Consider the following 14,626-nt stretch of genomic DNA (forward strand, 5'->3'; position numbering starts at 1 on the left):
AGCAGTCGCCAAACCATTGCATGCGGTGTCCCTGTTACACCGCAAGGGCCTGGCTTGGGGCCGCTTCGCGACCCATCGGGGATAAATCCCCTCACCACAGCAAGCTCCCTCGCCACAGGTTTTACGTACACCCGGTTTGTGTTTTTTGAATAAAAAGAATGGAGTTTCACCGATGAAAATGTTTGGCAGGACTCTGCTGACACTGTCCTTAATGGGCGCAATCGCCACGGGCGTCCAGGCCAACGACAAGGTGCTGCGTGTTTACAACTGGTCCGATTACATCGCGCCGGACACCGTCAAGAAGTTCGAAGACGAGACCGGCATCCAGGTGACCTACGACGTGTTCGACAGCAACGAGACCCTCGAGGCGCGTTTGCTGGCGGGCAAATCCGGTTACGACATCGTCGTGCCGTCCAACAGTTTCCTGGCCAAGCAGATCAAGGCCGGGGTCTATCAGCCACTGGACAAATCCAAGCTGTCGAACTGGAAAAATCTCAACCCGGTGCTGCTGAAAAACGCCTCCGCCAGTGATCCCGGACAACGCTCACGCGTTCCCGTACATGTGGGGCTCGATCGGCATCGGCTACAACCCGGACAAGGTCAAGGAAGTGCTCGGCGCCAAGGCCCCGACCAACTCCTGGGACTTGCTGTTCAAGCCGGAAAACGCCGAGAAGCTGAAAGCCTGCGGCATCAGCTTCCTCGACTCGCCGACCGAAATGATCCCGGCCGCCCTGCACTATCTGGGCTACCCGGTGAACGACAAGGACAAGGCGCACATCCTCGAAGCCGAAGCACTGTTCATGAAGATCCGCCCGTACGTGGCGTACTTCCATTCCTCGAAGTACATCTCGGACCTGGCCAACGGCAATATCTGCGTGGCGGTCGGTTACTCCGGTGACGTGCTGCAGGCCAAGGCCCGTGCGGTGGAAGCCGGCAACAAGGTGCAGATCGACTACAGCATTCCGAAGGAAGGCGCCGGCAGTTTCTACGACATGGTCGCGATCCCGCGCGATGCGGCGAACGTCGAGAACGCCTACCTGTTCATGAACTTCCTGATGCGCCCGGACATCATCGCCGAGATCACCAACAGCAACGGCTACAGCAACGCCAACTCGGCGGCGACGCCACTGGTGGACGAAGCGATCCGCAACGATCCGGGTTCGTATCCATCGCAGGCGGTAATGGCGACGTTGTATGCGGTGCCGGATCAGCCGATTGCCACCCAGCGGATCATGACCCGCGGCTGGACCCGGGTGAAGCTCGGTAAATAACCGAATAACCCTGTAGGAGTGAGCCTGCTCGCGATGGCGGTATGTCAGGCAGCAATGATGCTGAATGTGCCGACGTCATCGCGAGCAGGCTCACTCCTACAGTGGGTCTGTGTTGTGACACAAAGAACTGATAGTTTTCCGTTCACGCAGCGCCTTACCACCGCTGCACCCTGCAATGAACGGCCTCACCTGGCTCCCTCGGCTCAGGTGAATTTCAGGCGCCCTCGGGCGCCTTTTTTTCTGCGCTCAATTCAATGGCCAATCCTGCAGGATTCGATAGCGACCCTTGTGCGATTCGAACAAGGCAAAGCGCTCGGCGCGCAGGAAAAACTCCGGCGGCGTAGTGGCCTCCGGCGCCTCTGTTCGATAGTCACGGGCCAGGGTCAGGTGCGGGCGAAACTCGCGTGGTGATTCTTCGAAGCCGAACGGCAGCATCGCCTGCTCCAGCGCATACACCAGACGCAACAGGGCCGGCGGCGCCTGCTCCGGCGCCAGCGACAGGATCCCCGCCCGATGCCAGACCTGCAGGCGATCCAGCGCAATCTTCAATGGCTCACCCGGCGTGCGCACCTTGCCGGCGGCCTCGCAAACTTCATTGATCTGCGCCAGCGGCACAGCACCGAGAAACAGCAGCGTCAGGTGAAAGTTATCCGCCGGCACCGGTTTACCGGCGCGCAACCCCAGCTCGCCACGCCACTGAGCGATGGCCTTGCGCTGCACCGGTGGGCAGTCGAGGGCAAAAAACAGTCGCTTGAACGGTTCATCCCTGCGCGCATCATCGGTCATGGGCCAACTCCTTCGCTCGTCGATCAGCCGATTCTACACAGGCTTCTCTGACGACTGGCGACGCCCGGCTATAGTTCAAGGATTGCCATCGAACCGGAGGTCGCCATGCGCGAGATCCTCAGCAAAGAACCGTGGTGGGCCCGGCCACCCAGCCCCGGGCAGGATGAAACCGAGCTGGAATGGGGCTGGCTGGTGCATTACAGCGAAGGTGAACCGCGTTTCGAATTCGTCCGCGAACGGCCCACGGCAGAAGAAATCCGCCACCGCAAAAGCTGCCGAATCACCCCCTCTCCAGAGTGACCACAGGCCATTGTGGGAGCGGGCTTGCTCGCGAAAGCGGCGGGTCAGCCATGAAGATAGTGGCTGTGCCGACCCCTTCGCGAGCAAGCCCGCTCCCACAATGGATTTGCGCTGGTCTTCAGGATTCAAGAAGGTTCTTGAAGCCCCCAAAGATCATCCGCTGCCCATCAAACCCCATCGGGTTGACGTCCGGTTGCATGCGCGGGTCGTCCATCATCTTTGCCATGCCGGCATCGCGGGTGGCTTTGTCGGGCCAGATCAGCCAGCCGGACGACACCGTCTCGCCGTCCTTGAGTTTTACCGCCATCGGGAATGACGTGACTTTGCCGTCCGGCACGTCATCGCCCCAGCACTGAACCACCTCCTTCGCTCCGTATTCCTTGAACAGTTTCGCGGCGATCTCACAGTGTTTTTTGTACTGTTCGCGATTGGCATTCGGCACGGGTGCTACAAAAATATCGATGTAAGCCATGATCACTCTCCTTGCACGTTGGGTTCAATCTGCCGGGTAGTCGATTGCGGCGGCTGCCATTCGACACGATTCACGCCCTGCCCGACCGACGGTTGTTCGCCCCCGCCAAGGCTGCCTTCGACCTGCCCGGCGATATGCAGGGTTCCGGCCATGACCCCGGTGGTCGGGTTCTGCAGCAGTTTCGCCCAGGCCTTGTCGAACGTGCTGCCCAGGCTGCTGCGAATCAGCGCTTCGCTGTCGGGCCGGTCACTGGCCTGGATGATCGCGCGGATGCCCGCCACACCGATCGAGATCACCCCGCCGACCAACTTGCCCGCCGCAGCCGCCACCGCACTGGCCGCCCCGCGCGGAGCCATTTCCGCCTCCATCCGCTGGCTGGCGCGTTTGGCCACGGGGGCCATGCCGGCGTCGGTCGAAGCGATGCCCTTGCTGCCGCCTTCGGTGTGGATCTTGTCGATCAGCGCGGCATACGCCGGCAAGGTGTTCAGCGGCTCGGTACTGATGATTTGATAGAGCGACGCATCCCGCGCCGGCGGCGGGCCGAGGGCAATCGCCGGGACTTTCTGCAGACGCCCGTTGAGCTGGGCCACCGGCACACCGTAACGCTGGGCGATGAGCGGCATCTGCTGGGCCATCAGTTGCGCGTAGAACGCCGTGGCCTGACCGAGGATCGCGTCCGGATCGATCTCCACCGCCACCGGTTCCAGCACTCTTTCCTGATATTGCTCAAGCAGATAGCTCGCCAGGCGCTTGGCCGACGCATCCTGCTCGCCGCCGGCACTGATGGTGTACCAACTGACCTTCATCGACAGCCATTCCTGGGTCCAGTAGCTGCTGAACCACGGAATGAAATTTTCTTCAGTTTGCTGATAGACGCGAGTGCGCCAATGTTCCATCGAGCCACGGGCAAATACTTTGACTTGCTCGGTGGATTGCTGCGAGGCGCTGACGATGTCGCGATCGATCTGCTGCCAGGTCGCCGGCGATACCACCACCGCTCGCGGCGCCACCGGGGCCCGCGCCGAGGAGGCACAGCCAGCCAGCAGACACAGTGCGGCGAGGCTCAGCGCACGCAGGTTCACGGTGGTGGAGTCCTTGAATGGAGGAAAACAGATTTGAGTATAGGTGCGGGTATTGGGCCATTTGTCGTTTGTGGCCGGACGGGCGCTCTCACTTTGAAATGCGTTCCCCCTGTGGGAGCGGGCTTGCTCGCGAAAGCGGTGGGTCAGCCATGAAGATGTTGGCTGTGCCGGCCCCTTCGCGAGCAAGCCCGCTCCCACAGGGGGAAGCATCAACCATCAACGCCGTCGATATTCACCATCGCCACGATTGCCTTCCGCCCGCCGCCCGGCGAAGGCACGATTCACCCATCCGAGACGCAACGAGGAGTACCCATCATGATTCGCACCATCACCCTCTCCGTGAGCTTCCCGGTGTTCGGCAGCAACTACTACGACCAGCAGGTCGTCTCGCGCAAGACCCAGGCGCTGCTGCTCAACGAAGATTTCGACGATGTGCTGATGCCCGCCGCGAGCAATCATTTCAGCAATGAAGTGGTCGGCATCAACGATCAGTTCCGCTTTCTGAGCGACATACTCGCCACCCATTTGCTGGATCTCGAGGCCACCGCGCCTGCGCATTCCAGCGTCCGGGCGAGCGCTCATTTTTAATCGCCGAGGGCGTTCCCGTTGCGGGAACGCCCTTTTGATTTCTACTCAGTCATCGTCGCGATCACGATAGTAACGACGCCCGTCGCGACGACCATCGTCGCGGTCATCCCAACGCCGGTCATGGTCGTAATAGCGACCGTGATCACGGTCGTAATGTCGTCCGTGGCGATGATCATCATCAAAGTCCGCCACACAGCCAGCCAGCAAAACAGCGGCGGATATTGTCAACAGCAAGGTTGTTGCACGCTTCATTCAAACTTCCCTAACACCAAGGTCTTGACCACGGAACGGCTGTCACTGCCCGCGCCTTCAGGACGCAGTGCGCGCAGCCGCTGATACGACCGGACAAAAGGACTTTGATTCACTGCCCGACCACGACCGTTGATCGGCCCGCCACCGGCATCCGGGCGGCGGCGAAATGCCACCTATACTGCTGCTTAGCGACTCCCACGCAACGGATCTGCGCCTCGATAACAACAAGCAGAGGCGGACCATGGTCTGGCAGCAAATTTACGACCCGTTCGGCAACCCGTTGATCTCCACGCTCATGGCTGCGGTGCCGGTGGTGGTGATGCTCGCGGCGCTGGCGTTCTTTCACGTCAAGGCGCATCTGGCCGCTCTGTTGGCGTTGGCGTCGGCCCTGCTCATCTCGATCTTCGCCTTCGGCATGCCAGCGAGCATGGCCGGCTCTGCCGCGCTGTTCGGCGCGGCCAATGGCTTGCTGCCGATCGGCTGGATCGTGCTCAACATCATCTTTCTGCATCGCCTGACCACCGAGAACGGCTCATTCAAAGTGCTGCAGGACTCCCTCGCTCGGATCACTGATGACCGGCGTTTGCAGTTGCTGCTGATCGCGTTCTGCTTCGGCGCGTTTTTCGAAGGCGCGGCCGGGTTCGGCACGCCGGTGGCGGTGACCGGGGCGATTCTGATCGGCCTCGGTTTTTCGCCGTTGGCCGCCTCGGGGCTGGCGCTGATTGCCAACACCGCACCGGTGGCGTTCGGCGCCCTCGGCACGCCGATCATCACCCTGGCCAAGGTCACCGGGCTGGACGAGATGGAGCTGTCGATGATGGTCGGTCGACAGCTGCCGTTTTTCTCGGTGCTGGTGCCGTTCTGGCTGATCTGGGCGTTTGCCGGGTGGCGCAAGATGCTGGAGATCTGGCCGGCGATTCTGGTGGCCGGGGTCAGCTTCGCGGTGCCGCAATTCCTCGTGTCGAACTACCACGGGCCGATGCTGGTGGACGTGATCGCCGCGCTGATTTCCATGGCCTGCCTGACGTTGTTTCTGCGGGTCTGGAAACCGGCGACGGTGTACACCTCAGCCGCCCTGTCCGGGCGGGTCGACAACTCCAGGGTCGAGGAAGAAACAGTCACCGCCAGCGCCGCATTCCGCGATCAGGCGCGCCCGGCGGTGATGCGTGCGTGGATGCCGTGGATCATCCTCACGGTGTTCGTGTTTGCCTGGGGCACCCAGGGCTTCAAGAACGTCTTCGACGTGCGCCCGGCGCTGGATCCGGTAACCCATTCGGTGAAACTTGATGCGCAAGGCAAACCGCTGAATGAGGCCAACCCGATTTTCTCGCCGGCGCTGACCTTCACCACCCTGCACCTGCAAGTGCAGAAAGTCCCGCCGGTGGTGCCGGCGCCGAAAGCCGAAGAGGCGATCTACAAGTTCACCTGGTTCACTGCCACCGGCAGCGGCATCCTGCTGGCGGCGATTGTCGGCGGGCTGCTAATGGGCTATTCGATCCCGCAACTGATCAAGCAATACCTGCGCACGTTGTGGGTGGTGCGCTTTTCGCTGATCACCATTGCCGCGATGCTGGCGCTAGGATTTCTCACGCGTTATTCCGGACTGGACGCCACCATGGGTCTGGCGTTTGCCGCGACCGGGGTGTTCTACCCGATGTTCGGCACCCTGCTCGGCTGGCTCGGCGTCGCGTTGACCGGTTCGGACACGGCCTCGAACGTGCTGTTCGGCGGACTGCAACGGGTGACCTCGGAACAGCTCGGCATCAGCCCGGTGCTGATGGCCGCAGCCAATAGCTCCGGCGGGGTGATGGGCAAAATGGTCGATGCGCAATCGATCGTGGTCGCCTCCACCGCCACCCGCTGGTATGGGCATGAGGGCGAGATTCTGCGCTACGTGTTCTTTCACTCGATCGTGCTGGCCATCCTGGTGGGCGGGCTGGTGACATTGCAGGCGTATGTGGCGCCGTTTACGCACATGGTGGTTGGCGGGCATTGATGTCGCTTGCAGGGGCCTCTTCGCGAGCAAGCCCGCTCCCACATTTGGACTGCATTGCCCTTTGGGAACAAGCTATTTCCCCACCAGGATTGCATTCTCCGTGGGAACAAACCCATTCCCACATTGGAATGCATTCCCAATGTGGGAGCGGGCTTGCTCGCGAAAGCGGTGTGTCATTCAACTCATAGACGAACTGTTCCGACGCCTTCGGGAGCAAGCTCCCCTTCCACATTGATAGGCATGCCCCCCAAATTTGGCTATGTCGATCAGAAGATTGATGAGCCATGCGCATAACTCTATAGCGCAAATCCGCAAAAACCTTTTCCCCTCCGCGCAGGTCATTCCAAGAACGAGACCGGTAAACATGCCGGCGCGCCCGTTTGGGCCCTTCAATCCCTGCCGTCCTGATTAAGCCAGAGAGGAATCGAAGCATGACGATTTCCCGACGAAGATTCCTGATCCTCGGCGCGGTGACCGCCACCGCGTTTGCAATGCCCCCCTTCATTAGCCTCAAGGCCTACGCGGCCAGTCTGGAGCAGCCCGCCATGGCCAAACTGACGATCAACGTCAACGGTAAACCCCAAGCCCTTGAGGTGGACAACCGCACCACCCTGCTCGATGCCCTGCGCGAACACCTGCACCTGACCGGCAGCAAAAAAGGCTGCGACCACGGCCAGTGCGGTGCCTGCACCGTCATCGCCGACGGCCGCCGGATCAACTCCTGCCTGACGCTTGCGGTGATGCATGAAGGCAGCGAGATCACCACCATCGAAGGCCTGGGCATGCCCGACAACCTGCACCCGATGCAGGCCGCGTTCATCAAGCATGACGGCTACCAGTGCGGCTATTGCACGCCGGGGCAGATCTGTTCGGCGGTGGCGGTGCTCAAGGAAATCCGCGAGGGCATTCCCAGCCACGTCAGCCCGAGCCTGACCGAAGCCCCGCAACTGATCGCCAGCGAATTCCAGGAACGCATGAGCGGCAACATCTGCCGCTGCGGCGCCTACTCGAACATCATCGAAGCCATCACTGAAGTCGCGCAGGTGCCAGCATGAGAGCGTTCAATTACAGCCGCGCCGATTCCCCCGCCGCAGCCGCAACGCTGGCGGCGCAGGTCGAAGGCGCGAAGTTCATCGCCGGTGGCACCAACCTGCTGGACCTGATGAAACTCGACATCGAAACCCCGTTGCACCTGATCGACGTCAACCACCTGGGCCTCGATCAAATCGAAGCCACGCCTGAAGGCGGATTGCGCATCGGCGCGCTGGTGCGCAACACCGATCTGGCCGCTGACAGCCGCGTGCGCAAGGATTACGCGTTGCTGTCCCGCGCCCTGCTCGCCGGGGCCTCGGGCCAGTTGCGCAACATGGCGAGCACCGCCGGCAACCTGCTGCAACGCACCCGCTGCCCGTACTTCTACGACGTCAATCAGGCCTGCAACAAACGCCAGCCCGGCAGTGGCTGCGCGGCGATTGGCGGGGTCAGTCGGCAATTGGGGCTGATCGGCGTCAGCGACGCGTGCATCGCGACCCACCCGAGTGACATGGCGATTGCCATGCGTGCCCTCGATGCGCAGGTGGAAACGGTGAAGCCGGACGGCAGCACCCGCAGCATCGCCATCGCCGATTTCCATCAACTGCCAGGCAATACCCCGAACATCGAAACCAGCCTCACGCCCGGCGAGTTCATCACTTCGGTAACCCTGCCCGCCCCGGTTGGCGGCACGCACATTTATCACAAGGTGCGCGATCGCTCGTCGTACGCTTTCGCGCTGGTATCGGTCGGTCTGATCCTGCAAAAGGACGGCAGTGGCCGCGTGGCAGTCGGCGGTATTGCGCCGAAACCGTGGCGGGTCGAAGACGCCGACGCGTTGTTGCCCAGAGGCGCAAAAGCCGTCAGCGAACGCTTGCTCGACGGTGCCACGCCAACCCACGACAACCAATTCAAACTGACCCTGGTCGAGCGCACGCTCGGCTCGGTGTTGGCGCAAGCGAGGGATCAAGCATGAAGTTCGACACGCCCGCCACCACCAACCCGATTGACCAGCTCAAGGTCGTCGGCAAACCCACCGACCGCATCGAAGGCCCGCTGAAAACCAGTGGCCAAGCGCCCTACGCTTACGAGCAACATCAGGCCGTGGCGAATCAGGCTTACGGTTTCATGGTCGGCTCGGCCATCGCCAAGGGCCGCATCAGCCACATCGATCTCGACGCTGCACAAGCGGCGCCCGGCGTGCTGGCCATCGTCACCGCCGCCAATGCCGGCAAGCTTGGCAAAGGCCAATACAACTCGGCGCCGCTGCTCGCCGGGCCCGAGGTGCAGCACTATCACCAGGCCGTGGCGCTGGTGGTCGCCGAGACCTTCGAACAGGCCCGCGCCGCAGCGCAACTGGTCAAGGTCGACTACGTCGCGGCCAAAGGCGAGTTCGAACTGGCCAACGTGCTTGACCAAGGCGTCGAAGACGACGAGTTGCCCGACGTCACCCACGGCGATTTCGACAAGGCCTTCGCCGCTGCGCCGGTGCAGTTCGACCAGACCTACACCACTCCCGACCAGTCCCACGCGATGATGGAGCCGCACGCGACGCTGGCCGCATGGAAAGGTGATCATCTGACCTTATGGACCTCCAACCAGATGATCGCCTGGAGCGTCGGCGATGTCGCCACGACCCTTGGCCTGCCCAAGGAAAACGTGCGCCTGATCTCGCCGTACATTGGCGGCGGCTTCGGCGGCAAACTGTTCATTCGTGCCGACGCAATCCTCGCCGCCCTCGGTGCGCGCCTGGCCAACCGCCCGGTGAAAGTCGCCCTCGCCCGCCCGCAAATGGCCAACAACACCACCCACCGCCCGGCCACGATCCAGCGCATTCGGATGGGCGCCACGGCGGACGGCAAGCTCAGCGCCATCGCCCACGAAGGCTGGTCGGGCAACCTCAAGGACGGCAAGGTCGAAGTCGCCGCGCAGCCGAGTCAGTTGCTCTATGCCGGAGAAAACCGCCGGGTGACCATGCGCCGGGCGCCGCTGGATCTGCCCGAAGGCAACTCCATGCGCGCGCCGGGTGAAGCACCGGGGCTGATGGCGCTGGAAATCGCCATGGACGAAATGGCCGAGCAGCTCAAGCTCGACCCGGTGCAGTTCCGCATCCTCAATGACACCCAGGTCGACCCGGTGAAAACCGAGCGTCCGTTTTCCCAGCGACGCCTGATCGAATGCTTGCAGACCGGTGCCGAGAAATTCGGCTGGAACCAGCGCAATGCTACTCCCGGCAGCCGTCGCGAAGGTCGCTGGCTGATCGGCATGGGCGTCGCCGCCGCGTTTCGCAACAACCTGCTGCTGAAGTCCGGCGCCCGGGTGCGGCTGGAGCGCGACGGCAAGGTCACGGTGGAAACCGACATGACCGATATCGGCACCGGCAGCTACACGATCATTGCGCAGACCGCGGCCGAGATGATGGGCGTGGACCTGGCGGACGTCAGCGTGCATCTGGGGGATTCGACCTTCCCGGTATCGTCCGGCTCCGGTGGCCAGTTCGGCGGCAATTGCTCGACTGCCGGGGTGTATGCCGCGTGCATGAAACTGCGTGAAGCGGTGGCGACGAAGCTGGGCATGAGCGGTAGTGACGTCGAGTTTGCTGACGGTCAGGTGCGCGCCGGCGGCAAGACTCTGCCGCTGCGTGATGCGGCAAAAGATGGCGTGGTCGAGGCCGAGGACAGCATCGAGTTCGCCGACCTCGCCAAGCAGTATCAGCAATCGACTTTCGGCGCGCATTTCGTGGAGGTTGCGGTGGATGCAGCGACCGGCGAAGTCCGCGTGCGGCGCATGCTCGCGGTGTGCGCGGCGGGACGGATTCTCAACCCGAAAGCCGCACGCAGCCAGGTGATCGGCGCGATGACCATGGGCGTCGGTGCGGCGCTGATGGAAGAGCTGGCGGTGGACAAACGGCTGGGCTTTTTCGTCAATCACGATCTGGCCGGATACGAGGTGCCGGTGCATGCCGACATCCCGCATCAGGAGGTGATTTTCCTCGATGAGACCGATCCGATTTCATCGCCGATGAAAGCCAAGGGTGTGGGGGAACTGGGGATTTGCGGCGTGAGCGCGGCGGTAGCGAATGCGATCTACAACGCCACCGGGGCGCGGGTGCGTGAGTATCCGATTACGCTGGACAAGATCCTCGATTCGTTGCCGGAGATGACCTGAGCAACCTGGAAAAGCCCCTCACCCTAACCCTCTCCCAAAGGGAGAGGGGACTGACCGAGTTGTCTTATGCGATGCGCCGACATGAGAGGTCGTGTCGATTATGGACTCAGCGTAGTGCTCACAGACATCCCCCAATCGGCCTCCTCTCCCTCCGGGAGAAGGCTGGGGTGAGGGAACCGCGTCACTCGGATCGCAAATACTGCTCAGCACTCACCTGCTCCATCCACTCCACCACTTCACCGTCCAGCACTTCGGCAATCGCGATGTGAGTCATCGCCGTGGTCGGCGCGGCGCCATGCCAGTGCTTCACCTGCGGCGCGATCCACACCGTATCGCCGGGACGGATCTGTCGAACCGGCTGACCCCACTCTTGAACAAAACCTGAACCGGCGGTGACGATCAACGTCTGACCCAACGGATGGGTATGCCACGCCGTACGTGCGCCGGGTTCGAAGGTCACCGTGGCGCCGCTGACACGCGCGGCATCGCTGCCCTTGAACGGCGCGTCAACACGCACAGTGCCGGTGAACCAGTCTGCCGGGCCTTGGGCCGAGGGTTGCGAGCCGTTGGGGGTGACAATGACACGCGGGGATTCGTTGGCCTGGGCCTCACCCGCAAGTAAGGACAGGGTCAGTGCAGAAGCGGCAATCGGGTTCATGGCGATGGTCTCCGGTGATCAATAGCCGCACTTTACCGAGCCGTACTCTTCAGATAATCGACTAGAATTCGAAAAAACTTATGCAGGACACTCATTAATGCTTCGAGAAAACGCCAGTGACCTGCTCGCCTTCCTCGCCGTGGCCCGCGAGCGCAGCTTCACCAAAGCCGCGGCCAGACTCGGCGTCTCGCAATCGGCGCTCAGCCATACCATCCGCGCCCTTGAAGCGCGTCTGGGCCTGCGCCTGCTGACCCGCACCACGCGCAGCGTCTCACCCACCGAGGCCGGCGAACATTTGCTGCAGACCATCGGCCCGCGCTTCGAAGAGATCGAACAGGAACTGGCGGCCCTGAGCAACCTGCGCGAAACCCCGGCCGGCCGGATCCGCATCAGCGCCACCGACCATTCGCTGAACTGGCTGCTGCGCCCGGTGCTCAAGGAATTCCTGCCCCAGTACCCGGACATCGCCGTCGAGGTGATCTGCGATTACGGTTTCGTCGACATCGCCGGACAAGGCTTCGACGCCGGCATTCGGCTGGGCGAAGACGTGGCCCAAGGCATGATCGCCACCCGCATCGGCCCGGACATGCGCATGGCGGTGGTCGGCTCGCCGGCCTATTTCGCCAACCGTGCACGCCCGCAAACGCCAAGAGATTTGACTGACCACGCCTGCAACAACTTGCGCCTGCCCACCAACGGCGGGCTGTACACCTGGGAGTTCGAAAAGGGTGACGAAAGCCTCAAGGTACGAGTGTCCGGGCAAGTCACGCTGAATGGCGTCTACCCGCTACTCGACGCCGCAGTCGACGGTTTCGGCCTCAGCTACATTCCGGAAAATATCGTCGCGCCGTATCTGGCTGACGGGCGTCTGGTGCAAGTGCTGGCAGACTGGTGCCCGACGTTTGCCGGTTACCACCTGTACTACCCGAGCCGACGCCAGGCTGCGCCGGCGTTTGCGCTGTTGGTGGAGGCGTTGCGCTATCGCGGTTGACCGCCTACCCCAGCAGCGCAATCAACTGATGCCGCTGCGCATCGGTGAGCATCGGCCCGAATCCGGCGCCAGCGTTGTCGGCCATGTAGCGCGGATTGCCGGTGCCGGGAATCACGCAAGTCACCGCCGGGTGCGACAGCAGGAACTTCAACGCCAGTTGCGGCCAGCTGTTGACCTGCACGTCCGAGACCCAGGCCGGCAACGGCTTGACCTTGAGACGGGCGAGCAACCCGCCGCCGCCAAAAGGCCGATTGCAGATCACCGCCACCCCGCGTTCACGGCACAGCGGCAGAATGCGTTTCTCCACGCCACGGTCATCGAGGGCGTAGTTGATTTGCAAAAAATCCAGTTGTTCGGCCTTGAGCACTGCTTCGACTTCATCGTAGGCCGACGGCGTGTAATGGGTGATGCCGATGTAGCGAATGCGCCCCTGCTCTTTCCATTCGCGCAGGGTTGGCAGATGGCTTTGCCAGTCCAGCAGGTTGTGGATCTGCATCAGGTCGATGCGTTCGGTGCGCAGCAGACGGAAGGACTGCTCCATCTGCGCGATGCCCTCCTTGCGCCCGCGGGTCCAGACCTTGGTCGCCAGAAATGCCGGCGAGCGCGGTTCGTGGATCGATAGCAGCTCGCCAGTGGTTTGCTCGGCGCGGCCATACATCGGCGAGCTGTCGATCAACGTGCCACCCTTTTTGAACAGCTCGTCGAGCACTGCTGGCAATGACTTGTAAGCCGGATCGCCGGGGGCAACGTCAAAACCGCGATAAGTGCCCACGCCCACTATGGGCAACAGCTCGGAGCTGGAAGGGATGGCGCGGGTCTGCATGGTCTGGTCTCCTGCCTGGCTCGGCGAAGTGGCAGTCGGTGTGTTGGCAGTGGCCAACGCCCGGTCAAAGGTCAGGACCGCCGAAACCCCGGCAGCCAGCGTGAGCAAGCGGCGCCGGGAACAACCCTCAGTGTGGCTCATGCGGGTTCCCCTGCTGCGTGAATCTGTTGCACGTTATGTGCGACGGCTGCCGGCCCGATTCGCTGGACTACACTGCGACTGCGAACACCCGCGCCCCGTTAAAGTTAGTCGAATGTCCAGAAAACTGATGTCACTCGTCGCCTTGCTCATCGCCCTCTACCTGTTGCTGTGCGGGGCGCTGTTCATTTTTCAGCGCTCGCTGATCTATTTCCCCCAGCCTGACAACGCCGTGACTACGGAAGATTCGCGGCTGAAACTGGCGATGCCGGATGCCGATGTGTGGGTGACCACGCGCGCGCATGCCGGGCCAAAAGCGCTGATCTACTTTGGCGGCAATGCCGAGGATGTGTCGCGCAATCTGCCGTCGTTCAGTGAGGCTTTTCCCGACTACGCGGTGTTTTTGCTGAACTACCGGGGCTTCGGTGGCAGCGGCGGCTCACCTTCGGAAGAAGCGATTGCCGAAGATGCGCTGGCGCTGTTTGATCAGGTGTACGCCAGCCATCCGCAGATTGCCGTGATCGGCCGCAGCCTGGGATCGGGGGTGGCGGTGCGGCTGGCGAGTCAGCGTCCGGCGACCAGATTGATTCTGGTGACGCCGTACAACAGCCTCGAAGAAATTGCCGTCCGCCAATACCCGTGGTTTCCGGTCAAATGGTTGCTGAAGGATCGCTTCGAGTCGGGCCGCTATGCCGCGCACATTCGCGTGCCGACGTTGCTGTTGGCGGCCAGCGATGACGAAGTGATTCCACGAGACAGTACGCAACGGCTGCTGACGCATTTCCCCAAAGGCGTGGCGACGCTGCGGGTGGTGCCGGATTCGGGGCACAACTCGATTTCCGAGCGGGTGCAGTATCTGCAGTGGATGCAGGAAGTGCTTGATCGCTGATAGCCGATTATTGCGTTGGCTGCACTGGCCCCTTCGCGAGCAGGCTCGCTCCCACAGAGGTACGCATTGCCAAGGTGGGAGCGAGCTTGCTCGCGAAGACGCCAGTTCAGACAACACAAAGTCCGGCTCGCCTGCCCCGCATCAGCCCTGCAAAAAAGCCAGGTGGCCAGCATGAACCAA

At 62.3% G+C, this 14,626-nt stretch carries 14 protein-coding genes and 1 pseudogene; 9 read left to right on the forward strand and 6 right to left on the reverse strand.

The features are described 5' to 3' along the window. The first annotated feature begins 172 nt into the window (after window positions 1-172). Window positions 173-1,271: pseudogene (locus E3Z29_RS20080) on the forward strand (polyamine ABC transporter substrate-binding protein). 246 nt (window positions 1,272-1,517) lie between these two features. Here the strand turns inward: E3Z29_RS20080 and thpR are convergent. Continuing rightward, the gene (gene thpR / locus E3Z29_RS20085) at window positions 1,518-2,057 is read right to left on the reverse strand and encodes an RNA 2',3'-cyclic phosphodiesterase (protein WP_134786732.1); all 540 of its coding nucleotides are present in this window, start codon (window positions 2,055-2,057) and stop codon (window positions 1,518-1,520) included. A 105-nt stretch (window positions 2,058-2,162) separates the two neighbouring features. Here thpR and E3Z29_RS20090 point away from each other — a divergent pair, with 105 nt between their 5' ends. Beyond that, window positions 2,163-2,357: a hypothetical protein gene (locus E3Z29_RS20090; RefSeq protein ID WP_098964483.1), complete on the forward strand. Its 195-nt coding sequence runs from the start codon at window positions 2,163-2,165 to the stop codon at window positions 2,355-2,357. A gap of 118 nt (window positions 2,358-2,475) precedes the next feature. Here E3Z29_RS20090 and E3Z29_RS20095 read toward each other — a convergent pair whose 3' ends face one another. Together E3Z29_RS20095 and E3Z29_RS20100 are read right to left on the reverse strand one after the other, a co-directional pair. Continuing rightward, a complete protein-coding gene (locus tag E3Z29_RS20095; RefSeq protein ID WP_134786733.1) occupies window positions 2,476-2,829 on the reverse strand; it encodes a DUF1428 domain-containing protein in 354 nt (117 codons plus the stop codon). A 2-nt stretch (window positions 2,830-2,831) separates the two neighbouring features. Continuing rightward, the gene (locus E3Z29_RS20100; protein ID WP_134786734.1) at window positions 2,832-3,911 is read right to left on the reverse strand and encodes a hypothetical protein; all 1,080 of its coding nucleotides are present in this window, start codon (window positions 3,909-3,911) and stop codon (window positions 2,832-2,834) included. Between the two features lie 315 nt (window positions 3,912-4,226). Here E3Z29_RS20100 and E3Z29_RS20105 point away from each other — a divergent pair, with 315 nt between their 5' ends. Next, window positions 4,227-4,499, forward strand: a complete 273-nt coding sequence (locus E3Z29_RS20105; protein WP_098964487.1) for a hypothetical protein — start codon at window positions 4,227-4,229, stop codon at window positions 4,497-4,499. Between the two features lie 45 nt (window positions 4,500-4,544). Here the strand turns inward: E3Z29_RS20105 and E3Z29_RS20110 are convergent, their stop codons facing one another. Continuing rightward, complete coding sequence (locus E3Z29_RS20110) at window positions 4,545-4,751, reverse strand: hypothetical protein (protein ID WP_096796473.1); 207 nt, start codon at window positions 4,749-4,751, stop codon at window positions 4,545-4,547. 241 nt (window positions 4,752-4,992) lie between these two features. On the opposite strand from E3Z29_RS20110, the gene E3Z29_RS20115 reads away from it, so the two are divergent. From E3Z29_RS20115 to paoC, 4 genes are all read left to right on the forward strand, one after another. Further along, window positions 4,993-6,747 carry an L-lactate permease gene (locus E3Z29_RS20115; protein WP_134786735.1) on the forward strand — a complete coding sequence of 585 codons (1,755 nt, stop codon included), beginning with the start codon at window positions 4,993-4,995 and terminating at the stop codon, window positions 6,745-6,747. Window positions 6,748-7,178: 431 nt separating this feature from the next. After that, a complete protein-coding gene (gene paoA / locus E3Z29_RS20120; RefSeq protein ID WP_097088855.1) occupies window positions 7,179-7,802 on the forward strand; it encodes an aldehyde dehydrogenase iron-sulfur subunit PaoA in 624 nt (207 codons plus the stop codon). Next, window positions 7,799-8,755 carry a xanthine dehydrogenase family protein subunit M gene (locus tag E3Z29_RS20125; RefSeq protein WP_134786736.1) on the forward strand — a complete coding sequence of 319 codons (957 nt, stop codon included), beginning with the start codon at window positions 7,799-7,801 and terminating at the stop codon, window positions 8,753-8,755. Before paoA ends, E3Z29_RS20125 begins: the two co-directional genes overlap by 4 nt. Then, a complete protein-coding gene (gene paoC / locus E3Z29_RS20130) occupies window positions 8,752-10,947 on the forward strand; it encodes an aldehyde oxidoreductase molybdenum-binding subunit PaoC (protein WP_134786737.1) in 2,196 nt (731 codons plus the stop codon). Before E3Z29_RS20125 ends, paoC begins: the two co-directional genes overlap by 4 nt. A 181-nt stretch (window positions 10,948-11,128) precedes the next feature. Here paoC and E3Z29_RS20135 read toward each other — a convergent pair whose 3' ends face one another. Beyond that, window positions 11,129-11,605 (reverse strand): cupin domain-containing protein, encoded by a 477-nt coding sequence (locus E3Z29_RS20135; RefSeq protein WP_115985080.1) that lies wholly within the window; start codon window positions 11,603-11,605, stop codon window positions 11,129-11,131. A gap of 97 nt (window positions 11,606-11,702) precedes the next feature. On the opposite strand from E3Z29_RS20135, the gene E3Z29_RS20140 reads away from it, so the two are divergent. Further along, the gene (locus E3Z29_RS20140; RefSeq protein WP_096796479.1) at window positions 11,703-12,596 is read left to right on the forward strand and encodes a LysR family transcriptional regulator; all 894 of its coding nucleotides are present in this window, start codon (window positions 11,703-11,705) and stop codon (window positions 12,594-12,596) included. A 4-nt stretch (window positions 12,597-12,600) separates the two neighbouring features. Here the strand turns inward: E3Z29_RS20140 and E3Z29_RS20145 are convergent, their stop codons facing one another. Beyond that, entirely contained in the window at window positions 12,601-13,560 is a 960-nt protein-coding gene (locus tag E3Z29_RS20145) for an aldo/keto reductase (RefSeq protein ID WP_177416197.1), read from the reverse strand. Between the two features lie 112 nt (window positions 13,561-13,672). Here E3Z29_RS20145 and E3Z29_RS20150 point away from each other — a divergent pair, with 112 nt between their 5' ends. Next, on the forward strand, window positions 13,673-14,446 hold the full coding sequence (locus E3Z29_RS20150) for an alpha/beta hydrolase (RefSeq protein WP_134786738.1): 774 nt from the start codon (window positions 13,673-13,675) through the stop codon (window positions 14,444-14,446). Window positions 14,447-14,626 lie beyond the last annotated feature (180 nt).

It is taken from the genome of Pseudomonas sp. S150 (assembly GCF_004526365.1).
GTDB classification, from domain to species: Bacteria; Pseudomonadota; Gammaproteobacteria; order Pseudomonadales; family Pseudomonadaceae; genus Aquipseudomonas; species Aquipseudomonas putida_A.